This window comes from Arthrobacter sp. TmtSoilC79, assembly GCF_059739405.1.
Map to the genome: position 1 here is coordinate 2,869,467 of NZ_AP046051.1, position 22,051 is coordinate 2,891,517.

Annotated in this window: 20 protein-coding genes and 1 tRNA gene; 4 read left to right on the plus strand and 17 right to left on the minus strand. The window is 63.2% G+C overall.

Annotated elements, in window-relative coordinates:
- Positions 1 to 8: 8 nt before the first annotated feature.
- Entirely contained in the window at positions 9 to 1,067 is a 1,059-nt protein-coding gene (locus AC6JA3_RS13195) for an ROK family protein (RefSeq protein ID WP_091554110.1), read from the minus strand.
- Between the two features lie 185 nt (positions 1,068 to 1,252).
- On the opposite strand from AC6JA3_RS13195, the gene AC6JA3_RS13200 reads away from it, so the two are divergent.
- On the plus strand, positions 1,253 to 3,064 hold the full coding sequence (locus tag AC6JA3_RS13200) for an AMP-dependent synthetase/ligase (protein ID WP_026548572.1): 1,812 nt from the start codon (positions 1,253 to 1,255) through the stop codon (positions 3,062 to 3,064).
- A gap of 114 nt (positions 3,065 to 3,178) precedes the next feature.
- Here AC6JA3_RS13200 and AC6JA3_RS13205 read toward each other — a convergent pair whose 3' ends face one another.
- Positions 3,179 to 6,574, minus strand: coding sequence for a pyruvate carboxylase (locus tag AC6JA3_RS13205; RefSeq protein ID WP_026542485.1), 3,396 nt, complete (start codon positions 6,572 to 6,574; stop codon positions 3,179 to 3,181).
- A 303-nt stretch (positions 6,575 to 6,877) separates the two neighbouring features.
- On the opposite strand from AC6JA3_RS13205, the gene AC6JA3_RS13210 reads away from it, so the two are divergent.
- Complete coding sequence (locus tag AC6JA3_RS13210; protein ID WP_026542484.1) at positions 6,878 to 7,687, plus strand: ParA family protein; 810 nt, start codon at positions 6,878 to 6,880, stop codon at positions 7,685 to 7,687.
- Between the two features lie 214 nt (positions 7,688 to 7,901).
- On the opposite strand, the gene AC6JA3_RS13215 is transcribed toward AC6JA3_RS13210, so the two are convergent.
- The 5 genes from AC6JA3_RS13215 to gcvH form a co-directional block, all read right to left on the minus strand.
- Positions 7,902 to 8,495 (minus strand): MerR family transcriptional regulator, encoded by a 594-nt coding sequence (locus AC6JA3_RS13215; RefSeq protein ID WP_026542483.1) that lies wholly within the window; start codon positions 8,493 to 8,495, stop codon positions 7,902 to 7,904.
- Positions 8,496 to 8,730: 235 nt separating this feature from the next.
- On the minus strand, positions 8,731 to 9,234 hold the full coding sequence (locus tag AC6JA3_RS13220; RefSeq protein WP_026548570.1) for a bifunctional nuclease family protein: 504 nt from the start codon (positions 9,232 to 9,234) through the stop codon (positions 8,731 to 8,733).
- Positions 9,234 to 9,950 carry a transcriptional regulator FtsR gene (ftsR, locus tag AC6JA3_RS13225; RefSeq protein ID WP_026542481.1) on the minus strand — a complete coding sequence of 239 codons (717 nt, stop codon included), beginning with the start codon at positions 9,948 to 9,950 and terminating at the stop codon, positions 9,234 to 9,236. The genes AC6JA3_RS13220 and ftsR overlap by 1 nt, the downstream gene beginning before the upstream one ends.
- A gap of 19 nt (positions 9,951 to 9,969) precedes the next feature.
- Positions 9,970 to 10,446, minus strand: a complete 477-nt coding sequence (locus tag AC6JA3_RS13230) for an FHA domain-containing protein (protein WP_026542480.1) — start codon at positions 10,444 to 10,446, stop codon at positions 9,970 to 9,972.
- A gap of 138 nt (positions 10,447 to 10,584) precedes the next feature.
- On the minus strand, positions 10,585 to 10,971 hold the full coding sequence (gene gcvH, locus AC6JA3_RS13235) for a glycine cleavage system protein GcvH (protein ID WP_223945116.1): 387 nt from the start codon (positions 10,969 to 10,971) through the stop codon (positions 10,585 to 10,587).
- A gap of 117 nt (positions 10,972 to 11,088) precedes the next feature.
- On the opposite strand from gcvH, the gene AC6JA3_RS13240 reads away from it, so the two are divergent.
- A complete protein-coding gene (locus AC6JA3_RS13240) occupies positions 11,089 to 11,673 on the plus strand; it encodes a hypothetical protein (protein ID WP_026548569.1) in 585 nt (194 codons plus the stop codon).
- 68 nt (positions 11,674 to 11,741) lie between these two features.
- Here the strand turns inward: AC6JA3_RS13240 and AC6JA3_RS13245 are convergent, their stop codons facing one another.
- Positions 11,742 to 12,950, minus strand: coding sequence for an MFS transporter (locus AC6JA3_RS13245; RefSeq protein WP_026542477.1), 1,209 nt, complete (start codon positions 12,948 to 12,950; stop codon positions 11,742 to 11,744).
- A gap of 175 nt (positions 12,951 to 13,125) precedes the next feature.
- Between AC6JA3_RS13245 and AC6JA3_RS13250 the strand changes: the two genes are divergently transcribed.
- The gene (locus AC6JA3_RS13250; RefSeq protein ID WP_026542476.1) at positions 13,126 to 13,572 is read left to right on the plus strand and encodes a MarR family winged helix-turn-helix transcriptional regulator; all 447 of its coding nucleotides are present in this window, start codon (positions 13,126 to 13,128) and stop codon (positions 13,570 to 13,572) included.
- Positions 13,573 to 13,686: 114 nt separating this feature from the next.
- On the opposite strand, the gene AC6JA3_RS13255 is transcribed toward AC6JA3_RS13250, so the two are convergent.
- The 9 genes from AC6JA3_RS13255 to AC6JA3_RS13295 all read right to left on the minus strand — a co-directional run bounded on the left by AC6JA3_RS13255 (position 13,687) and on the right by AC6JA3_RS13295 (position 21,846).
- Positions 13,687 to 13,760 (minus strand) — tRNA-Pro (locus AC6JA3_RS13255).
- A 141-nt stretch (positions 13,761 to 13,901) separates the two neighbouring features.
- Positions 13,902 to 15,452 (minus strand): ribosome biogenesis GTPase Der, encoded by a 1,551-nt coding sequence (gene der, locus AC6JA3_RS13260; RefSeq protein ID WP_026542475.1) that lies wholly within the window; start codon positions 15,450 to 15,452, stop codon positions 13,902 to 13,904.
- A gap of 10 nt (positions 15,453 to 15,462) precedes the next feature.
- A complete protein-coding gene (locus tag AC6JA3_RS13265) occupies positions 15,463 to 16,200 on the minus strand; it encodes a lysophospholipid acyltransferase family protein (protein WP_051421029.1) in 738 nt (245 codons plus the stop codon).
- Positions 16,190 to 16,903, minus strand: coding sequence for a (d)CMP kinase (gene cmk, locus AC6JA3_RS13270; RefSeq protein ID WP_223945115.1), 714 nt, complete (start codon positions 16,901 to 16,903; stop codon positions 16,190 to 16,192). The genes AC6JA3_RS13265 and cmk overlap by 11 nt, the downstream gene beginning before the upstream one ends.
- A complete protein-coding gene (locus AC6JA3_RS13275; protein WP_223945114.1) occupies positions 16,903 to 18,009 on the minus strand; it encodes a prephenate dehydrogenase in 1,107 nt (368 codons plus the stop codon). The genes cmk and AC6JA3_RS13275 overlap by 1 nt, the downstream gene beginning before the upstream one ends.
- Before the next feature lie 3 nt (positions 18,010 to 18,012).
- Positions 18,013 to 19,224 carry a pseudouridine synthase gene (locus AC6JA3_RS13280; RefSeq protein WP_223945113.1) on the minus strand — a complete coding sequence of 404 codons (1,212 nt, stop codon included), beginning with the start codon at positions 19,222 to 19,224 and terminating at the stop codon, positions 18,013 to 18,015.
- Between the two features lie 152 nt (positions 19,225 to 19,376).
- Complete coding sequence (gene scpB / locus AC6JA3_RS13285; protein WP_175493521.1) at positions 19,377 to 20,018, minus strand: SMC-Scp complex subunit ScpB; 642 nt, start codon at positions 20,016 to 20,018, stop codon at positions 19,377 to 19,379.
- Positions 20,019 to 20,025: 7 nt separating this feature from the next.
- Positions 20,026 to 20,940 (minus strand): segregation and condensation protein A, encoded by a 915-nt coding sequence (locus AC6JA3_RS13290; protein ID WP_026542469.1) that lies wholly within the window; start codon positions 20,938 to 20,940, stop codon positions 20,026 to 20,028.
- Between the two features lie 6 nt (positions 20,941 to 20,946).
- Positions 20,947 to 21,846, minus strand: coding sequence for a ParA family protein (locus AC6JA3_RS13295; RefSeq protein ID WP_223945112.1), 900 nt, complete (start codon positions 21,844 to 21,846; stop codon positions 20,947 to 20,949).
- Positions 21,847 to 22,051: the final 205 nt, after the last annotated feature.

Below are 22,051 nucleotides of genomic sequence, written 5' to 3' on the forward strand. Positions count from 1 at the left end.
CGGCCGGCTTAGCGGTTGGCGCGTCCGCTGACACGCGAAAGGTCCGCAGCACCGATCATGCCGGCGCGTGGACCGAGCGCCGCGAGCTCAATCCCCGCCATGGGACGGAAGCCCCTGCCCGTGAGATTCTTCGCGAACGATTCCCGCGCTGGTCCGGCCAGGAACTCCCCGGCATCACAGAGTCCACCACCGATCACGAACATACCGGGGTCAAGGGCCGCGGCGAGGTTGGCCAGCCCCAAACCCAACCATTCACCTTGGTCTGCGAGGAGCTCACGCGAGGTGGCATCGCCTTCCAGTGCCAACGCGGTCACCGCCGCCCCCGTGAGGTTGTCCGCGGTTCCACCGGCCTTCTCCAGGAGGGCCCGGCCTTCTGTTGAGTTGGTTCGGACGAGTTGGCGTGCCTCCCGCCCCAGGGCGTTGCCGGAGGCGTACTGCTCCCAGCATCCGCGGTTGCCGCATTCGCAACGGTGTCCCCCGGGAAAAATGATCTGGTGCCCGAACTCGCCCGCCACGCCGTAGCGTCCGCGTTCCACCCGGCCGTCCATGACCATGGCTCCCCCGATGCCGGTACCAAGTGTCACGCACACCAGCCGGCTCTCCCCCTGGCCGGCCCCGAAGCGCCATTCCGCCCAGGCGGCGGCATCGGCGTCGTTCGTCAGAAGGACCGGACGCCGCAGCAGCTTTTGCAGGCTGGCCCGGAGGGGCTCGTTGCGCCAGGCCAGGTGCGGGCTGAACAGCACCGTTCCGCCGTCGAGGTCCATCCAGCCGGCCGCACCGATTCCAACGGAATTGACCCGATGATCGGCGCTGAGCTCATCCACCAGCTCCACGATGGTTTGTTCCACTGCCCTGGGGTCTGCACCGGGAGTGGATCTGCGGGCCTCGGCGAGGACCCGTCCTTCGGCGTCCACCACACCGGCAGCGACTTTGGTGCCGCCGATGTCTATGCCGATCGCCAGGCCGCGACGGCCCAGATGGCTGCGCCGGGCAGCCCACGGCACGTCCTTCCATGCTGAGGCCGGTGGCTTGGGTCTGACACGGAAAGTGGACCGTTGTGCGGGCATCCCATCATCATATTCCGCCGGGTGCCGCGGCCATGCATCGGCGGCCTTGAGGGGTCCAAGTTGCTTGAAATGACGGGGCTTCCGTAAAGTTACTCGCCAGTAGGTGAAATAGGACACACCTCCGCGAGCGGGCATACTAGAGTGAAAGCAGCCCCTCGTGGCCCGTGGATATCAAAGGAGCTACCTTGCGTGAAATCAGTGTTCCTCCCCTCGTCAAAATTGCCCCTGAAACCAACATCACGGACTTCGTGATCCGGGAGGCTGAAAAGGCGTCGAACCCTGCGTTGTTCTCCAAGCTGGACAGCAACGGGCAGTGGCAGGACATCCGGGCCAAGGACTTCCTCGCGGACGTCAGGGCCTTGGCGAAGGGCCTGATTGCCAGCGGGGTGGGAACGGGCGATCGGGTGGGCATCATGTCCAGGACCCGCTACGAATGGTCCTTGGTGGACTTCGCCATCTGGTTCGCAGGGGCGATCTCTGTCCCGATCTACGAAACGTCCTCACCGTCCCAAGTGGCATGGAACCTGGGTGACTCCGGTGCGGTGGCAGCTTTTGGCGAGGCAGCACACCACGAGGACGTCATCCGCCAGGCCGTGGCTGCCGAGGACATCAGTTCCGTGGCCAACGTCTGGCAGCTCGAAGGTGCAGGGCTCGACGCCTTGCGCGCAGCCGGCGCCGGTGTTCCCGACGACGAACTCGAATCCCGCCGCTCCTCCGCCGGCCTGGCCGATGTGGCAACCATCATCTACACCTCCGGGACCACCGGCAGGCCGAAGGGGTGTGAACTGACCCACGGCAACTTCGTGGAGCTTTCCGAGAACGCCCGCGCGTCCCTTCCCGAAATCATCAATGAGTCCGGGAAGACCATCATGTTCCTCCCGCTCGCCCACGTCTTTGCACGGTTCATCTCCGTGCTGGCAGTGGCCGGCGGCGTCAAGGTGGCCCACACCCCGGACATCAAGAACCTGCTGGCGGACCTCCAGAGCTTCCAGCCAACATTCATCCTGGCCGTCCCCCGCGTCTTTGAGAAGGTGTACAACTCGGCCCTGACCAAGGCCGAAGACGGCGGCAAGGGTGCCATCTTCCACCGTGCCGTAGACACCGCAATCGCTTACTCCAGGGCCCGAGAGTCCGGCTCCCTGGGGTTGGGCCTGAAAATCAAGCACGCTGTCTTCGACAAATTGGTTTACGGCAAGCTCCGGGCAGCCATGGGTGGCCACGTGGCACATGCAGTGTCCGGCGGCGGCCCCCTGGGCGAACGCCTCGGTCACTTCTTCCAAGGCATTGGCCTGCAGATCCTGGAAGGATACGGGCTTACCGAAACCACTGCCCCCATCTCGGTGAACACTCCCTCCATGATCAGGATTGGCACGGTGGGCGCCCCCTTGCCGGGCAACTCCGTCAAGATTGCCGACGACGGCGAAATCCTCACCAAGGGCGTTTGCGTCATGCGCGGCTACTACAAGCGTGAGGACCTAACGGCGGAAACCTTCACCGACGGATGGTTCCGCACCGGCGATATTGGCGAACTCGACAGCAACGGATTCCTCAAGATCACCGGACGCAAGAAGGAAATCATTGTGACCGCCGGCGGCAAGAACGTGGTTCCCGCCTTGCTCGAGGACCAGATCCGCGCCGACGCCCTGGTCTCCCAGGTATTGGTAGTGGGAGACAACCGTCCGTTCATCGGTGCGCTCGTAACCCTCGATGAGGAAGCCCTCCCGGGCTGGCTCGAGCGCCACGGACTGCCGGCCGGCACTTCCCTGGGCGAGGCGGCAGAACATCCCGTAGTGAAAGCCGCCGTCCAGGAACTGATCAGCAAGGCCAACCAGTCGGTGTCCCAGGCTGAAGCCATCAAGTCCTTCCGTATTGTGGCTGCGGACTTCACGGAGGCCTCGGGCCACCTCACGCCGTCGCTGAAGGTCAAGCGGGCACAGGTCATGAAGGACTTCGACGCTGTGATCGAGGAAATGTACTCCGCCCGCCGGGCTTCCTGAGAAACCCAGGCATTCCGCAACCCACGACTGACAGGCCAAGCACCACCCCAGTACCAGCACAAAAAAGTACCCCGTCCGGAAGTTTCCGGACGGGGTTCTTTTATGGTCGGATTATCAGCCGATCACCAGCAGCAAGTCGCCGCCCTGAACCTGTTCCACTGATGAAATCGCAAGGCGTGAAACCGTACCGGCTACCGGCGTCGTGATGGATGCTTCCATCTTCATCGCCTCAATGGTGGCAACGGTATCGCCTGCGTTGACCACGTCACCGGCTTTGGCCGTGACAGTTACGGCACCCGCGAACGGGGCTGCAACCTGGCCAGGCTGGGACGGGTCCGCCTTCTCCGCAGCTTTGACGTTGCTGACCACCGAGCGGTCGCGGACAACCACCGGGCGGGACTGGCCGTTGAGCGTACACATCACTGTGCGCATGCCCTTTTCGTCGGCTTCGGACACAGCCTCCAGCTGGGCAATGAGGCGGACGCCCTTTTCCAGCTCAATGACGTGCTCTGAACCCTGCTGGAAACCGTAGAGGTAATCACGGGTGTCCAGCACCGAAATGTTGCCGTACGTCTCCACGCTCTTCAGGTAGTCCTTGGTGGGACCGGCGAACAGCAAGCGGTTCAGTGTGTGCTGGCGCGTCTTGGAATCACCCTTGAGTGCAGCACTGTCCTCGGCGCTGATCTCCACATCGCGGACCTTGACGCTTCGGCCCTGCAGCGCCTTGGTACGGAACGGCTCAGGCCAGCCTCCCGGAGGATCTCCAAGTTCGCCGGACAGGAAGCCAATGACGGAGTCCGGGATGTCGTAGTTCTGCGGGTTCTCGTTGAAGTCCGCGGGATCAGCGTTCAAACCGACCAGGTGCAAGGCGAGGTCACCCACCACCTTGGAAGAAGGCGTCACCTTGACCAGCCGGCCCAGGATCCGGTCGGCAGCGGTGTACATATCCTCGATGGCTTCAAACTGCTCCCCCAACCCCAGGGCAATGGCTTGCTGGCGAAGGTTGGACAGCTGACCGCCGGGGATTTCGTGCTGGTAAACACGCCCTGTGGGACCCGGCAGGCCGGATTCGAAGGGAGCGTAGACCCGTCGAACAGCTTCCCAATAGGGCTCCATGGCACCGACATTGGCCAGGCTAAGGCCGGTATCGCGCGGCGTGTTGGCCAGGGCAGCCACCAGCGCCGAAGCGGCGGGCTGGCTGGTGGTCCCGGCAAGGGATGCAGCAGCGACGTCAACAGCATCCACACCGGCGTCGACGGCGGCCAACAGGGTAGCAAGCTGCCCGCCCGCGGTGTCGTGCGTGTGAAGGTGGACCGGCAGGTCGAAACGCTCGCGCAGCGCCGTCACCAGCTTGGTGGCCGCAGCCGGACGCAGCAGGCCCGCCATGTCCTTGATGGCCAGGATGTGCGCACCGGCGTCGACGATCCTCTGTGCCAGGTCGAGGTAGTAGTCCAGCGTGTACAGGTCCTCGTTGGGGTCAAGGAGGTTACCCGTGTAGCACAGCGCCACTTCTGCAACAGCGGTTCCGGTGGCCCGCACCGCCCGGATGGCCGGAGCCATCTGGTTCACATCGTTGAGGGCATCGAAGATACGGAAAATGTCGATGCCGGTCGCTGCGGCTTCATTGACGAAAGCCTCAGTCACTTCTTCCGGGTACGGCGTGTACCCAACAGTGTTGCGCCCGCGCAGGAGCATTTGGAGGCAGGTGTTCGGAAGTGCCTGGCGCAGCGCAGCCAAGCGGTCCCAGGGGTCCTCACCAAGGAAACGCAAAGCGACGTCGTACGTGGCACCGCCCCAGGCTTCCACCGACAACAGCTCCGGCATCAGGGCCGTCACAGCGGGCCCTGCCGCAACGAGGTCGCGGGTGCGCACGCGGGTGGCCAGGAGCGACTGGTGTGCATCACGGAATGTGGTGTCCGTGACAGCCAGGGCCTGCTGCTCGCGAAGGGCCTTGGCGAAGCCTTCCGGCCCCAGTTCCCTCAACTTCTGGCGCGAACCCGTGGTGGGAACCGGGCCTTCGATTGCCGGCAGCTTGCTGGCCGGGTCCGAGTGGACCGTCAGCTCGCCGTTCGGCTTGTTCACCGTCACCTCGGCCAACCAGGTCAGCAGCTTGGTTCCCCGGTCAGCGGAGATGTGCGACTTCAGCAGCTCCGGACGCTTGTCAATGAAGTCAGTAGCCACGTTGCCGGCGTTGAAGTCCGGATCGGCCAGGACAGCCTGAAGGAAGGGGATGTTGGTGGAAACACCGCGGATGCGGAACTCGGCGAGGCCACGGCGGGCGCGGGCCACGGCTGCCGGGTAGTCCCGGCCGCGGCAGGTCAACTTGACCAGCATGGAGTCAAAGTGCGGGCTGATCTCCGCGCCGGAGTAAACCGTACCGCCGTCGAGCCTGACACCGGCACCGCCGGCAGAACGGTAACCGGTGATCTTTCCGACGTCCGGACGGAACCCGTTGGCGGGATCTTCGGTGGTGATACGGCACTGCAGTGCCGCGCCCTTGATGGAGACGGTCTCCTGGCTCAGGCCAAGGTCCGCCAGTGTCTCCCCCGAGGCAATGCGCATCTGCGCCTGCACCAGGTCCACGTCCGTGATTTCCTCGGTGACAGTGTGCTCCACCTGGATACGGGGGTTCATCTCGATGAACACGTGCTGGCCCGCACGCTCACCCTCGGTGTCCACCAGGAACTCCACAGTTCCAGCGTTGACGTAATTAAGCGCCTTCGCGAAAGCAACGGCGTCACGGTAGAGCGCCTGGCGGATGTTCTCATCCAGGTTCGGCGCCGGAGCAATTTCCACGACCTTCTGGTGGCGGCGCTGCAGTGAACAGTCGCGCTCGAAGAGGTGCATGACATTACCCTCGGCGTCGGCCAGGATCTGCACTTCGATGTGCCGGGGACGCAGGACGGCCTGCTCAAGGAACATGGTGGGATCGCCGAACGCGGCGTCAGCCTCGCGCATGGCGGACTGCAATGCCTCAGGCAGTGCTTCACGCGTCTCAACGCGGCGCATGCCACGTCCGCCGCCACCGGCAACGGCCTTGGCAAAGATAGGGAACCCAATGTCGTCCGCAGCCGCGATGAGCTCGTCAAGGTCCTTGGACGGCTTACTCGACTTCAGGACGGGCACGCCGGCTTTGCGGGCTGCTTCCAAGGCCGCAACCTTGTTGCCGGCGAGTTCGAGCACTTCCGCGGGCGGGCCCACGAAAGTGATTCCTGCTGCCTTCGCTGCGCGGGCGAGGTCGGGGTTCTCGGAGAGGAATCCGTAGCCGGGGTAGATGGCGTCTGCGCCGGCTTCCTTGGCGACGCGGACAACCTCCTCCACGTCCAGGTAGGCGCGGACGGGATGGCCCACCTCCCCGATCAGGTAAGCTTCATCGGCCTTCTGCCGGTGGATCGAGTTACGGTCCTCGTGCGGAAAGACGGCTACGGTCTTGGCGCCAAGTTCATAACCAGCGCGAAACGCCCTGATCGCGATTTCTCCGCGATTGGCCACCAGAATTTTCGAAAACATACTTCTCCTGCATCATTGCGGGTGGATCGGTCGGTGGTCACAGTGTGTAGTGCCGCCAGCATCAAACACAAATCTTTGTGGCAACCATCACAAAGGAATCGTCATGTGGGCTGTATATGCGTGCGCGCGATCGGACAGCGTGCTAATAGCAAGGGTTGCCTCCTGCGCCCTGGCGCGTAGAAAGCGGGTTTCAGCCCGGAAGCACCATATGATGTTCAGGGGGCTTCGGCGAGCCCCGGCTCCGGCGGTTCCGGAGCCGAATCAGCGCGATACGGCAACCGGCGTTAGGTTTTGGGTTTTCAAGTGCAAGTAGTCAGCATCAGCAGCCTCAAAGGTGGAGTGGGAAAGACTTCCGTGACCACTGGTCTGGCGTCCGCGGCCCTCGCCGCCGGCATTCCCACCCTGGTGGTGGATCTCGATCCCCACGCCGACGCCACTACGGCCCTGGGCGTCCAGCCCGGTGGGCAGCTCGACATCGGCCGGATGCTGAAAAGCCCCCGGAAAGCCCGGATCCAGGAAAACGTCGCAGGCAGCAGTTGGGTATCCAACGGTTCCAGCGACGGCACCCTGGACGTCGCAGTGGGCTCCGCCTTCACCGGAATCTATGACCGCCCGGATCTGGGACGCCGCGACCTCCGCAGGCTTTCAGCAGTTCTGTCCGGAACCACCGCCTATGAACTCGTCCTGGTCGACTGCCCGCCGTCCCTGAATGGTTTGACGCGCATGGCGTGGAGCGCCAGCGACCGTGTGGTGCTGGTGGCTGAACCCGGACTGTTTTCCGTTGCCGGCACCGAACGCACCATGCGGGCCATCCAACTCTTCCGGCAGGAGTTCGCCCCCAACCTGGCACCCGCGGGCATCGTAGCCAACCGGGTACGCACCGGATCCGCCGAGCACACGTTCCGCTTGGCGGAAATGGAGTCCATGTTCGGTGAGCTGCTGCTGACCCCCCACATTCCTGAACAGGCCAACTGGCAGCAGATCCAAGGCGCAGCCCACTCCGTTCACCATTGGCCGGGAGATTCCGCCAAGAACTCCGCCAAACTGTTCGATGCACTGCTGCAGAGCCTCCTGGCAGGGCAACCTTCCACGCGGGACCGCCGCCAGCGCTGACCCAACCAGTCGGGGCTGGATCGTCAGGGCTGAATCAGCCCGCCTGAATCAGCCCGGCTGAGATGGGCCCCGCTGAAGAGGACCCGGCTGAAGTGAGCCGGCTGATTGGGCCCGAGCCGCTCGCTTAGCTACAGGCGCCCCTGCCGACAGAAAAAGCCCCTTCCCCACAAGGGAAGAGGCTCTTCTCATAAAAGTTGTGTTTGGGTGCCCGGTCTCAGCCGATCCGGCGGGCCACGCGGCGCTTGCTCAGTTCGTCGTCGGGAAAGGACTGCTCTACAGCGTGTTCACTCGGAAGTGCGGCCAGGCTTCCCTCGACTTCCCGCCATACACGTCCAACGGCGATGCCGAAGACGCCCTGTCCGCCCTGCACCAAGTCAATGACTTCATCAGCCGAAGTACATTCATAGACACTCGCGCCATCGCTCATCAGAGTGATCTGGGCAAGGTCCTCAACGCCACGCTCGCGCAGGTGTTCAACGGCAGTTCGGATCTGCTGCAGGGAAACACCAGTATCAAGGAGCCGCTTGACCACTTTGAGAACCAGGATGTCGCGGAATCCGTAGAGCCGCTGGGAACCTGATCCGGCCGCGCCGCGAACTGCGGGCTCCACCAGGCCCGTTCGAGCCCAATAGTCGAGCTGGCGGTAGGTGATACCCGCGGCTTTGCAAGCAGTGGGGCCGCGGTAACCCGCGTCCTCGTCCAGCACAGGAAGGTCCTCTGTGAAGAGCAAACCTTGGGCGCCGGATGCGGGCGCAGCAATGCCGGTCGAGGCCTGCTTCAGCTCGCCTGCTTCGCCTTTCGGACTCACGTGACCTCCTTGTTCTCAGTTCCCTTGGGGACGGTGCATACTCTGGCACAACACTGAAATGCAGCAGTGTAATTCCCACAAGTCCGCACCTTCCAGTGTGACTTGCGCGGGCAGTGTATGCAACGGGAACTTGATACCTTCGACGTTAGGCCCGTCGGGGGCCGAGGTCAAAGACCTTGGCCCCAATTTCACGTCGTGTCGAAAGTTTCACCCTCAACTTTAGGCTTAGGGTCTCTCAACCTTCGAAGTCTTCGGGTTCGACGTCGTCCAGGAACTCACGGAACCGGCGCATTTCGCGCTCTTCGTCCACGCTGGGATCCGGCTCGGAGTCCTCGCCTTCGTCGTGTTCGGTGATTCGGACGCCGGCTTCTTCCATCACGGCGTCCGCGCACCAGATACGACATTTTGCACGCAGCGCCAGCGCCAGCGCATCCGAAGCCCGGGAACTGACTACCGTGCCGTCGTCGAACTGCAGTTGTCCATAGAAGATGTTGTCCTCAACGGCCACGATATTGACGCTGATGATCGAATGACCCAGTGATTCGACAACATCGACCAGGAGATCGTGTGTCATGGGCCGCGGAGGGACCACCCCTTGCTGGGCCAAAGCGATGGCACTGGCCTCAGGGGTTCCGATCCAAATGGGCACGTGCCGTTCCCCATTGAGCTCCCGAAGAAGCACCAAGGGCTGGTTGGACGGCAGTTCTATGCGGACGCCAACGATTTCGACTTCGATCATCAGCTGTCCATCCGGGAGATGCGATCGTGGACGAGGGCCCTGTGAAGTGTCAGGCAGAGCTCGCTGATCTCACGGGCAGCTTCTGCTGCGCGCGCTTGGGAAGCTGCGTCCCGGCGGGATGTCAGGGGCGCTACGGCCCGCTCCACCAAACCGAATTCACGTTCTGCGGCAGCCTGGAAGGGACGCAGGTGCCGGGGCTCGAGCCCGTGCCCTTCCAATTGAACGCAGGCCCGCGCCACTTGGAGGGCGTGTTCATCGAAGCGCCCACCGACATGGCTGATCAGTCCGAAACTCAGGAGGGACTCCAGCAAGGGCACGCTGGCACCGGACTCAGAACGCAATTGCTCCTCGGTCAGTGCCCGGGCCCTCCCCTGCACCTCGGCAGCCATTCCGGCCGAGACAGCTTTGGGAGCAACTGTTACCCCGGGTGGCAGGTTCTCCGGGCGCTCTCCGCGGTCGATGGCGTCAAGGTAATCCTTGATGACTTTCAGCGGGAGGTACTGATCGCGCTGCAATGCGAGGACAAAACGGAGGCGCTCGACGTCGCTGTCCGCATATTGCCTGTAACCTGCAGCGGTCCGCTTGGGATTGATGAGCCCCTTTTCCTCCAGGAAGCGGATCTTGGACGCAGTCATCCCCGGGAAGTCGTCACTCAGCTGGGCGAGGACTTCCCCAATGTTAAGGACCTGCGGTCCACGGCGGTCAGGCTGGGCGATAGCCAAAGGCAGGACCCCGTCAGACTTGGCCTGCTGCGCGGACAGGGCTCATGTAGTAGGTCAACCGGAACTTGCCGATCTGGACCTCGTTGCCGCTCTTCAACTGCACACGGTCCACGCGATCGTGGTTGACGTATGTTCCGTTGAGGCTGCCCATGTCCACCAGTTCGAATCCGGTGGCCGTCCGAAGGAACTGGACGTGCTTGCGGGACACCGTGACGTCATCAAGGAAGATGTCCGCATCAGGGTGCCGCCCCGCAGTGGTGGTGTCGGCATCCAAAAGGAACCGTGCGCCGGCGTTGGGCCCGCTGTGGGCAATGAGCAAGGCCGAGTTGGGCGGAAGTGCTTCCACGGATGCACGCTCTTCAGGGGCCAGCTTGGGAGCGATGCTTGGCTCGTCCCACGTTGGCGTGATGCTGATCGAGGTGGTCTCCGACGTGGGCTGTTCCTCCGCGCCGTTCCCGACATTGGCTTGGTTCTGTTCGCCGCCAACCATGGAATTTCCTCCTCATCTGCCGGCAGTTCCAAAACCTGCCAGCCACTTCCGCATCCCGGTACCGCCGGGCAAATCGGTTGCTGGCCCGCCGTCGCGCTTTTCCCGTTAAGGAAATTCAGCTTGGCGGGCCAGATAACTTTAGCCTACCTGTTGTTCGTACTCTGATGCACTGAGCAGGGAATCCACTGCATCTGCTTCTGCGAGCTTGACCTCAATGAGCCACCCTTCGCCGTAGGGATCGGAGTTAATCAGCGCGGGATCGGTGTCCAACGCGTCATTGCGATTAGTGACCTCCCCGCTCACCGGCGCGTAAATATCACTGACGCTCTTGGTGGACTCAACTTCCCCCACCACTTCATTGCCGGTGACCTTTGTCCCGGGCTCGGGCATCTGGGCATAGACGACGTCACCCAGGGCGTCCTGCGCGAAATCGGTGATGCCAATCCGCACAACGCCTTCGGCATCGGGAGCGGTAACCCATTCGTGCTCCGCGGTATAGGAAAGTTCTTCTGGAATATTGCTCACGGGTGGCCTTTCATCGGGACAATGACGAACCTCGACGGCGGCCTATGCAGGTGGCCACCGCTGAAAGTATAGGCACATTTCCCCTGCGCCCAAGGGGGTCTCTGCCATGATTGACCCATGACTGAACAAGCACAAGTACCAGCTCGGAAAAAGCGCAATTGGGGCGCCAAAATAATCCTGATCCTGGTGGCATTGCTTGTCGCTGTGGCTGCCTTCTTTATTCTGGGGGCCATACTCCCCCGTTGGTGGTCAGATGTCATTGCCGGGCAGATCAAGCGGGACCTTGGGGCCAGTGTCCTGGTGGGTATGTTCTATGGATTTGTCTTCACCTTTATTCCCCTCCTTGTTGCTTGGCAGGCTACCCGCAAGGCAGTCACCTGGCCGTGGAAGATCGTCATCCTCCTGGTGGCTGTCGCCATTGCCACCCCGAACCTCCTGACGGCGGGCATCGCCTTTGGAGCCACGGAATCAGCTCATGCCGGCCAGCGGACGTTGAGCGTTGACGCGGGCTTCTTTACAACCTGGACAGCCATTTCGGCTGTTGCAGCGGTAGTGGTCTTCATCGCTGTTACGGTTCTGTGGGCTTTGTGGCGTCGTCGGGGCAAGCAGATGAAGGCGTTGAAGCAAGCAGAGAACCAGCGCGTCAAGGCCGCGCAGACGGCAGCAGCATCGGAAACGCAGGGCCATGGGCCGGACGCCTAAGCCCACCGGACGCAGGAAGCCCGCCACGGAGGAATCCGTGGCGGGCTTCTTTTTTTCTGTTGCCGGAATCAGGCGACGCTGGCCGCGCGCGGTTCGCGTTCGACGTCGGGCGTTCCAGCAGGTGCCGCAGCTTCCCGACGCTTTGCGGCGGCGGCAGCATAGACCATGACCAACAACGCAGCGGCGGTAATACCGGCACCTGCCCAGATGGGCGAGGTGTAGCCGAGGCCTGCTGTGATGGTGACGCCGCCGAGCCACGCTCCAAGGGCATTGCCCAAATTGAAGGCGCCAATGTTTGCACCCGACGCCAACGTCGGTGCCGTCGAGGCGAAATGCATCACACGCATCTGGAGTCCGGGTACCGTGGCGAAGCCGAAACCGCCCATGAGCGCAAGCGAGACCAGCGTGGCAATGCTGTTGGACGCGGTGAGCGCAAAGAAGACCAGCACCGCCACCAGTCCGGCGAGAATGACGATGAGCGAGGCGTCAAGGGCCTTGTCCGCTGCCTTGCCACCCAGGAAGTTGCCCACGAAAAGGCCGCCGCCAAAGAGCACCAGGAGCCAGGGCACAGCACCGGAGTCGAAACCGGAGACTTCCGTCAGTGTGAAGGCGATGTACGTGAAAGCACCGAACATGCCGCCGAAACCGAGGACTGTCACGGTGATGGACAGCCATACCTGGCCGGACTTGAAGGCACCGAGTTCACTGCGAAGGCCCTTGGTGGGCTCCGTGGAGGCCTTGGGAACCATCAGCGCAATGCCGATCAGAGCTATGACGCCGATTGCGGTGATCGCCCAGAAGGTCGAACGCCACCCGAAGTTCTGGCCCAGGAGCGTTCCAAAGGGAACGCCCAGTACGTTTGCTGCGGTGAGGCCGGTGAACATGATGGCGATCGCTCCGGCCTTCTTGTGGGCCGGAACCAGGCTGGCAGCAACCACCGAACCTATGCCGAAGAAGGCACCGTGGCAGAGGGCGGCCACTATGCGTCCGAGGAGCATGGCCGAGTAGCTGTCCGCGATGGCTGAGAGGAAGTTGCCGGCAATGAACAGCACGAGGAGGCCGATGAGGACCGGCTTCCTCGGCAGCCTGGTGACGGCGGCGGTGACCAGGAGGGCACCGACAGTGACGCTGAGGGCATAGCCGGAGATGAACCAGCCGGCAGAAGCTTCGCTGACCTGAAAGTCGGCAGCCACTTCGGGCAAGAGGCCCATGATCACGAATTCGGTCAGTCCGATGCCGAATCCGCCGAGGGCAAGGGCAATCAACCCTGCGGGCATGTGGAGCTCCTTCAAATGATGCGGTTCCGCGGTGAGGTGGAAGTGCGTCGCCGGGAACCGTAGAATAATAGTTGCAGACGCTCCATATATAGTTGCACACGCTAGATACTTGCGCAAGCAACTACCTTTGGAGATGTCTCCATCTACACGACATCAAGGCAGGAGCACAGCAAACATGGGCATCAAGGATGACGCCGTTGAAGTACGGGCGCAGGGTTGGCGGACCCTTGCTGCCCTGCACGGAAGCATCGAAGCCGCATTGGAGAAGGCACTCCAGGCCTCAAGTGACCTGTCAGTAGTGGAATACACGGTGCTGGACGCACTGAGCCGCCAGGACGGCTGGCATATGCGGATGCAGCAACTGGCCCGGGCCACGGCCCTGTCCAGCAGTGCGACCACCCGCCTGGTCAACCGCCTCGAGGACCGCGGCCTGCTCAACCGGATCCTGTGTGCCGATGACCGCCGCGGCATCTACACCGAACTGACACCGAACGGACAGAAGCTTCTTGAGGCCGCCAAGCCGGTGCACGATCACACGCTCGGCGCCGCCCTCGAGGCCGCGGAGTCCGTGCCGGAACTTGAACCACTGGTCAGGGCGCTCGGCGCGCTTCAGAGGGTCTGACCGGCACACGGACCAAGCGTTCCACCCGGCGCCACGCGGCGGGTGGAACCAACAGGGCGGGATACAAGAAAGGACCGGAATCCCGCGTTTCCGCGTGATTCCGGTCCTTCATTGTCGGGCTGACAGGATTTGAACCTGCGACCCCTTGACCCCCAGTCAAGTGCGCTACCAAGCTGCGCTACAGCCCGCTGGTTCCACCGTTCTCCGCCTAAGCTTTCCTCCGAAGAGTCCCACCTAAGCAGTCCGGCCGAACCACCTCCAAAAGCTTACACGAAGTTGGAGGTCGGAGACGCCATCACAGCCAAAGTGGGCTGTGATGCCCGTCTCACTTAGCGCTTCTTGCCACGCTTTTCGCGAACGCGCATGTTGACCTCGATGGGCGTGCCCTCGAAGCCGAACGTTTCGCGAAGGCGACGCGTGATGAAGCGGCGGTATCCGGGATCCAGGAACCCGGTGGTGAAGAGCACAAACTTCGGCGGACGGCTGGATGCCTGCGTGCCGAAGAGAATGCGCGGCTGCTTGCCACCACGGACCGGGTGCGGGTGGGCTGCAACCAGCTCGCCCAGGAACGCGTTGAGGCGTCCCGTGGGGATGCGGCGGTCCCAGCTTTCCAGCGCGATATCCAGCGCAGGAACCAAACGGTCCTTGTGCCAGCCGGTCTTGGCTGAGATGTTGACGCGCGGCGCCCATTCAACGTGCGCCAGGTCCTGCTCGATTTCACGTTCGAGGTAGCGGCGGCGTTCGTCGTCCAGCAGGTCCCACTTGTTGAAGGCCAGGACCAGCGCACGGCCGGATTCGATGGCCAGCTGCAGGATTCGGACATCCTGCTCGCTGAGGACTTCATCAACAGCAAGAAGCACGACGGCGACCTCCGCCTTTTCGAGCGCGGCCTGCGTCCGGAGGGAGGCGTAGAAGTCCGCACCCTGTGCCATGTGCTGGCGACGGCGGATACCGGCGGTGTCCACGAAACGCCAGGTACGGTCACCAAGCTCGATGAATTCGTCAACGGGGTCACGCGTGGTGCCTGCCAGAGGATCCACTACAACGCGCTCAGAGCCGGCAAGCTTGTTCAGCAGCGAGGACTTGCCAACGTTCGGGCGGCCGATCAAAGCGATACGCCGCGGACCGCCGGAGCGTTCGACGCCTTCCACCAGGGAGTACTCGGGAAGGGTATCCATAACGTGGTCCAGGAGGTCGGCAACGCCACGTCCGTGCAGTGCCGAAACCGGGTACGGTTCGCCGAAGCCCAAACCCCACAGGGTTGCGGAGTCGGCTTCCTGGGCAAAGTCGTCCACCTTGTTGGCCACCATGATGACCGGCTTCTTGCTCTTGCGGAGCATCTTCATGACGCCCTCGTCCGTGGCCGTGGCTCCAACGGCGGAGTCCACCACGAAGAGAACGGCGTCAGCAAGCTCAACGGCCATCTCAGCCTGCTCGGCGACGCGGGCATGGATGCCCTTGGCGTCATGTTCCCATCCCCCGGTATCAACCAGGGTGAAGTTGCGGCCGTTCCAGCGGGCTGAGTACATGACACGGTCGCGGGTAACACCGGGAGTGTCTTCCACAACGGCTTCACGGCGGCCCAGGATGCGGTTGACCAACGTGGACTTACCCACGTTGGGGCGGCCGATGATGGCCAGCACCGGGTCCAGCTTGAGGGGGCCTTCGTCGCCTTCGTCTCCGTATTCACCGCTGAGAAGCGCGGCGTCTTCTTCATCGAGTTCGTAGTCGTCCAGGCCGGCCCGGAGGGTGGCCGCGCGGAGCTCGGCCTCGTCATCGTCCAGGGCAGCCAGGTTTTCAGCCACCTGGTCGGTGCCGGTGGGCGTGTATTCGTCGTCGCCGGCTCCGTGGAGGCCGGATTTTTGAGTCGTATCGCTCATTGCACTTTCCTTAGTGGTGGTCTGCCGGCGTCCCGGCTACTGCTGTATGGCGGTGCTGCGGAGTGGATTCTCCGGGCGCAGGATCCTCGGGAAGGCCCTGTCCTGTGGCCCGGATGGCGTCCTGGACGTGATCGGCCAGGGCTTCACGGATTTCCGCAGCCGCCCTGTCCATTGAAACACGCCCCGGTTCGCCCTTCCGGCGCTTCACCGTGATGGGTTCGCCGAAGCTCACGTGGAGCTTCCGGCGTGGTCTGGGTATATGGTCGCGGTGCTCGTCGCCCTGGCGGGTTCCGAGGATGGCGACCGGTATGACTGTTGCTCCGGAGTTGATGGCGAGCCACGCAACACCGTTGCTGATGCTGCCGGCCGTGCCGCTCCCCCGCGTGCCTTCGGGAAGGATCCCGACGCAACGGCCGTCGTCGAGCAGTTGCTTGCCCAGATGCAGGGCGGAGCGATCCCCCGTTCGGTCCACCGGAATCTGTCCGGATCCCCGCAGGACGGAGCCGAGGAAGCCCTTGAACATTTCCTTCTTGACGAGGATATGCATGGGGCGCGGTGATGCTCCGAACATCACCGGACCATCGAGGAAGCTGATGTGGTTGGCAGCGAAGATCACCGGTCCGCCGGCGGGAACGTTGCCCTTGCCGGAAACGACGGTCCGATACAGGACGTGATCGATGAACCAACCAATGGGCCGGCTCCACACTTTGGTCCACCGGGCTGGAAGCCCGTGCTCCTTAGTCGCCATAGATGACCTTGCTGACGATCGCCAAGGCGGTGTCCACTGTCTCCTCAAAATTCAGGTCCGAGGAATCGAGCGTCACCACGCCATCAGCGGCCTGGCTGAAGTTCACTACCGTGGAATCCTTGGCGTCGCGCTGAATAACCTGGGCTTCCAACTGCTCTTTGCTTTGCGTACCACCCAACTGGATGCCCCTGCGCCGGAGGCGGGCTTCCTCGCTGGCGGTCAGGAGCATGCGCACCTCGGCATTGGGGACGACGACGGTGGTGATGTCGCGCCCTTCGACCACCATGCGGTGGTGGTGCTGGTCGATCAGTTCGCGTTGGCGGCGGATGAGCTCGGTGCGGGCACCGAGAGTCGTGGCAACGGCGCTGACCGAGGAGGAAATCAACGGGTCCCGGATTTCGTCCGTGACGTCCGTACCATCCACGGCCACATACTCCGTAGCCGTGGTGGTGCTGATCTCCAACGGCATGGCCTTGGAAGCCTGCTCCACGGCCGCGCCGTCCCGGAGGTCAACGCCGGTCTTGAGGCAGTACCACGTCAGGGCACGGTACATCGCGCCCGTATCCAGATACGCCAGCTTCAAGCGCCGGGCAACTTCCTTGCTGACACTGGACTTGCCCGAACCGGAAGGTCCGTCGATGGCAATGACCAACGGCTTTCCCGGACGGGCAACCGTCTCGGGGCCAAAAAATTCTCGCGTCATTACTGGAGTACCCGCCATCCACGGTCAGTCAAAGCTTCAACAAGGAGGTCGTGCTTGCTGGGAAGCACGGAGAGCTCCACCATGCCCACGTTTTGTCCCGACGAATGGTCGAGCCGGAGGTCTTCGACGTTCACGCCAATCTCGCCGATCTCCGTCAGGAGGTGGGCGATCTGACCCGGTTTGTCGTCCACCAGGATGGTGAGCCACGAGTACGCCTGCGGAGGTCCGCCGTGCTTGCCCGGGATCCTCGCCTGGCCTGCATTGCCCTCACTGATCAGCTGGGCAAGATCCAGCCGGGCACCGGGCGCCAAAGGTTCTTCCAGCGTTCCAATCAGCCGGTTCAGGTCTTCGCGGACGCCATGCAGGATCGAAACCACCTTCTCCGCATTGCCTCCCAGGATCTGCACCCAAAGGGTGGGATCGCTGGCGGCGATGCGGGTGGTGTCCCGGAGTCCGTTACCGGCAAGGGACAACGCATGCAACGGTGTGCCTTGCAGCCGGCTGGCCAACAGCGAAGACATGACCTGTGGCAAATGCGATACCAAGGCCACGGCTTCGTCGTGCTCGTCCGCGGTGAACTGGGAAACGATTCCGCCCAGGTCCACGGCCAGCGATCGGGCCGTTTGCAGTGCGGCGTCCGAGGTTTCCCCGGATGGGCACAGAACCCACGGCATGGAGGTGAACAGCTCACCCCGGGCAGCTACCGGTCCTGACTTCTCGCGGCCGGCCATGGGGTGGGTCCCCACATAGCGGGACATGTCCACGCCACGCTCCAGCAACTGCGCCTGAATGGTCGCTTTGACGCTCGCGATATCCACCACGACGGCGGACGGGTAGTCCGCCAGCGCTTTCTGCACGACGTCGGCGGTTACGTCCGGCGGAGCCGCGACAACCACCAGCTGGGGCTGTTCGTCCAACCCTGCAAGCGGCTGCCCCGCTCCGATGTCCACCGCGACCGCCTGGTTGGTGGGCGAAGGATCAGAGAGGAAGACTGGAACTCCGCGTCCGCGCAGGCCAAGGCCGATGCTGGCGCCCAGGAGACCAGTACCGAGAACGACGACCGGGCCATCGAGATGACCCCGGCCGTGCGTACCGAATGCCGACATGCCCTAGAGCCCTACAGATGCCAGGAGGTGTCCGACTTCCTGCCTGCCGAGGTTGCGGATGCTGCCCTGGCGCTGGTCGCCCAGGCCGATGGGACCAACCTTGACACGGACAAGGCGTTCCACCGGGAAACCGACGGCGTCGAACATACGGCGCACAATGCGGTTCTTTCCGGAGTGGAGGACAACCTCGATCAGGACGTGTCCCGGGGTGGAGTCCACCAGGCGGAAGGAATCCACTGCGGCAACACCGTCTTCGAGCTCGACGCCGTTTTTCAGCTTCGCGCCCACGCCTTGCGGGAACGGGCCACGCACCTGGACCAAGTACGTCTTGGGCACCTCATAGGAAGGATGCGTCAAGCGGTTGGCCAGTTCGCCGTCGTTCGTCAGCAGCAGCAGCCCCTCAGTGGCGACATCGAGGCGGCCAACGTGGAACAGGCGTTCGCCCTTGTTCTTGTTGTTCTTCAGGAAGTCGCTGATGCAGGGGCGGCCTTCGGGGTCTTCCATGGTGGAAACTACGCCCTTGGGCTTGTTGAAGACCATGTAGACGAGGGTTTCGTCCAGCTGGATCCTGATGCCATCAACGTGGATCACGGCCGAGGTGGGGTCCACGCGCATGCCGAGCTCGGTGGTCACCACGCCGTCAACCTCGACGCGTCCCTCGAGGATCATTTCCTCGCACACGCGCCGCGAGGCCACGCCGGCTTGGGCCATGACCTTCTGCAGGCGTACGCCGTCGACATCGTGGAGGTCCGACTGCGGCACTTCCTGGCGCGGACCGCGGTTGCGTCCCGGCTTGCGGATCGGTCCCAGGTTCTGGCCGAACCGTTCGCTGCCGAACGCCTTGGAGCCGTACTGCCTGGCCGGCTTGGCCTTGGGCTTCAGTGCACCGGGAGTCCCGGGCGCTTTGCCGAAGCCGGGCTTGTTGGAGCCTGGCTTACGGAAGGGTTTTGCAGGCCTGGCGGCCTGGCCGCGGTCGTAGTCGCCCGCCGTTGTGGGATTGTCGGGATCGAAGGGTGCCGCTTCGCGCGGCTTCGAAGCCTTGAAGGGGCGGCCCTCGCCCTGGTTGAAGTTGCGCTTTCCGGCGCCGGCGCTGCCGCCACGGCCGGAAAAGCCGCCGGCGTTGGAGCGGCCGGTGCCGCCCTTGGCCTCATTGCGTCCGGAGCTGTTGCGCCCCGAACCGTTACGTGGTGAACTCTGGCGTCCCGCCTGTGTCATGACCCGTCCTTGTGTAGTAATGGCCGGCTTTCTGTGCTGAAACCAACACTAGCCAGCCGGGCAGACATCGTCTGCCCTTTGTCGCTGTGCACCTTGAAGGTGCCGTGAATCCATATGAAATTCTTCTTGCGGCGCCGGATTTGGCCCCTGGGCTACATCCGGCTGGCGTCGTAGTGTTCGTCGATCCCTTCCAGGCCCGGAAGGTGCGGCGAAAGCTGTGGAAGTTCAGCCACTGAGCCGATGCCCATCCGTTCCAGGAAGTACGAGGTTGTCCGGTACAGGACAGCCCCGGATTCGGGATCGTTTCCGGAGTCCTCTATCAAACCCCGTTGGGTGAGGGTCCGGACCACCGAATCGACGTTGACGCCGCGAATGGCAGATACCCGGGCCCTGGAGACCGGTTGCCGGTAGGCGATGACCGCCAGGGTTTCAAGCGCTGCCTGAGTGAGCCTGGTGGTCTGGCCTTCGAGCACGAACCTGCCCACGATGTCGGCGAAATCCGACCGTGAATAGATGCGCCACCCGCCGGCGACATTCCGCAATTCAAAACCCCGGGGTGCAGTGCTGGCATCGGCAAAGCCGACAGCATCCACGTCCGGGGCTTTAACAGTATAGCCGCTATACTCCCGCTGCAGGTCATGCAGCAAATCCTCGACGACGGACACGGTCACGTTGAGCCCGGCAGCCAGCTCCTCCGAGGTTGCCGGCTCATCAATGACCATCAACACAGCTTCCAGGGCTGCCCGGGCACCACCGGGCAGCCGTTCCAGCTCCGCCAGGCCATCGTGGTCCATTTCCTGCTCACTCACTGCTGCTCTCCCCGTTGTCCGGCCCCACGCCGGTCTCATACTCTTCGCTCAGGCTGGAACTGTCCCATTCGGCGTCGTCCCCCGTCCAGCGAACGGTTAATTCCGCCAGGGGTTCGGGTTGCTCGAAAGCCACCACGCGGTCGCGAAACATTTCCAACAATGCAAGGAAGCGTGCCACCACTACAAGAGTGGTCTCGGCATCAGCTATCAGCGCCTGAAAGGACAAGGGCGCACCAAGCTTCAACCGGTAGCCCATGATCTCGGCCTGCTCCCTGACACTCACCGGCGGAGCGTGCAGATGGCCGAGGCCGACCTCCTCCGGTGCCGCATCCTTGGGTTTGAGCGCTTTGGCGGCGAGTTCGGCGAACTGCCCGGGGGTGTGTCTCCACACGAGCTCCGGCAGCAGCGCGGCGAAGTGCCCCTCCAGGGCTACTTGGCGCGGGTATCGACGGGCTTCCTGTTCCAAGGTTTCGCCCATGACCCCGGCAATGTGCTTGAAGGCCTTGTACTGCAGAAGGCGGGCGAAAAGAAGGTCCCTGGCCTCAAGCAGCGCTATGTCCTCGGCGTCCTCGACTTCCCCGGACGGCAGCAAGCGGGCGGCCTTGAGATCCAGCAGTGTTGCTGCGATGACCAGGAACTCGCTGGCCTCGTCCAAAGCCCAGTCCTCCCCCAGCTTCTGCAGCCGGCGGATGTACTTGATGAATTCATCGGTAACTGTGGCCAAAGCCACTTCCGTGATGTCCATCTTGTGCTTGGAAATCAGGCCCAGCAGGAGATCAAAGGGGCCCGTGAAGTTGGCCAGCCGCACCTCAAAGCCCGGTTTGCGAACCTCGGAGGTGCCGGCGTCGGGCGCTTCCGCGGCCGGTGCAACGTCCGCTGCCGTGGGCGGTGCGAGTGACGGTCCCACCGCAGGCTAGGGCGCGCCGCCGCGCGAGATCAATTCTTTGGCAAGCCGGCGGTAGGCGTCGGCACCGATGTGGTTGCCCGCATAACTGGTGATGGGCTCGGCGGCCACGGTTGCATCAGCGAACTTGATGGAGCGCTTGATGACGGTCTCGAAGACCTTGTCGCCGAAGGCTTCGACGAGGCGTGAAATCACTTCGCGGCTGTGGAGGGTGCGGGCGTCGTACATGGTGGCCAGGACACCGTCCACCTGCAGCCTCGGGTTGAGGCGGTCCTGGACCTTTTCAATGGTTTCGACCAGGAGGGCCACCGCCCTCAAAGCGAAGAACTCGCAAATCAACGGAATGATGACACCGTGGGCTGCAGTCAATGCGTTCACGGTCAACAGCCCCAGGGACGGCTGGCAGTCGATCAGGACGACGTCGTAATCGTCCTCCACGCTCTTGAGCGCGCGGTCCAGTACCTGCTCACGGGCAACCTCGTTGACCAGCTGGACTTCTGCGGCGGAGAGATCGATGTTGGCCGGCAGGAGGTCAACGCCCTCGACGCCGGTCTGCTGGATGGCGTCACGAATACTGACCTTGCGGTCCATCAGCACGTTGTACACGGTGAGGTCCAGCTCGTGCGGGTTGGCACCCAGTCCGGCGGAGAGCGCACCCTGGGGATCGAAATCCACCAGCAGGACACGCCGGCCGAACTCTGCGAGCGCCGCAGCGAGGTTGATGGTGGAGGTGGTTTTACCCACGCCACCCTTCTGGTTGACCATGGCGATGACTCTCGCCGGGCCATGGGAAGCAAGCGGGGCAGGTTCTGGAAATTCGCGGTGAGGGCGGCCTGTTGGCCCCATGATGGCGTCTTCCAGATCGAGCCCGGCGCCTCCCAGCGTAGCTGTTCCCCGTTCGATGCTCACGTATCTAACCACTCTTTCGACGACGATCTTCCCTGCCGCTGGCCCCCAGCTACAGCGCTACTACCCACCTAGGCTACAGCGCCCGACACGGTTATTTGGGGAACTTGACTTTGTCCCCTCCGTGAGCCTTGACCCTCTAGCTGAGGTCGAAGGTTCACTTTGCCCGCACCTCCCGGCCGGGGAAAACCGAAGGCCGGCACCTGGG

Excerpts from the sequence above, each read along its gene's own strand:
- AC6JA3_RS13265 (WP_051421029.1), bottom strand. The coding sequence starts at position 16,200 with ATGGCGACTAAGGAGCACGGGCTTCCAGCCCGGTGGACCAAAGTGTGG.
- AC6JA3_RS13220 (WP_026548570.1), bottom strand. The coding sequence starts at position 9,234 with ATGATCGAAGTCGAAATCGTTGGCGTCCGCATAGAACTGCCGTCCAAC.
- AC6JA3_RS13240 (WP_026548569.1), top strand. The coding sequence starts at position 11,089 with ATGACTGAACAAGCACAAGTACCAGCTCGGAAAAAGCGCAATTGGGGC.
- AC6JA3_RS13230 (WP_026542480.1), bottom strand. The coding sequence starts at position 10,446 with ATGGTTGGCGGCGAACAGAACCAAGCCAATGTCGGGAACGGCGCGGAG.
- der (WP_026542475.1), bottom strand. The coding sequence starts at position 15,452 with ATGAGCGATACGACTCAAAAATCCGGCCTCCACGGAGCCGGCGACGAC.
- AC6JA3_RS13280 (WP_223945113.1), bottom strand. The coding sequence starts at position 19,224 with ATGACACAGGCGGGACGCCAGAGTTCACCACGTAACGGTTCGGGGCGC.
- AC6JA3_RS13205 (WP_026542485.1), bottom strand. The coding sequence starts at position 6,574 with ATGTTTTCGAAAATTCTGGTGGCCAATCGCGGAGAAATCGCGATCAGG.
- AC6JA3_RS13275 (WP_223945114.1), bottom strand. The coding sequence starts at position 18,009 with ATGTCGGCATTCGGTACGCACGGCCGGGGTCATCTCGATGGCCCGGTC.
- AC6JA3_RS13245 (WP_026542477.1), bottom strand. The coding sequence starts at position 12,950 with ATGCCCGCAGGGTTGATTGCCCTTGCCCTCGGCGGATTCGGCATCGGA.
- scpB (WP_175493521.1), bottom strand. The coding sequence starts at position 20,018 with ATGGACCACGATGGCCTGGCGGAGCTGGAACGGCTGCCCGGTGGTGCC.
- cmk (WP_223945115.1), bottom strand. The coding sequence starts at position 16,903 with ATGACGCGAGAATTTTTTGGCCCCGAGACGGTTGCCCGTCCGGGAAAG.
- AC6JA3_RS13195 (WP_091554110.1), bottom strand. The coding sequence starts at position 1,067 with ATGCCCGCACAACGGTCCACTTTCCGTGTCAGACCCAAGCCACCGGCC.
- AC6JA3_RS13250 (WP_026542476.1), top strand. The coding sequence starts at position 13,126 with ATGGGCATCAAGGATGACGCCGTTGAAGTACGGGCGCAGGGTTGGCGG.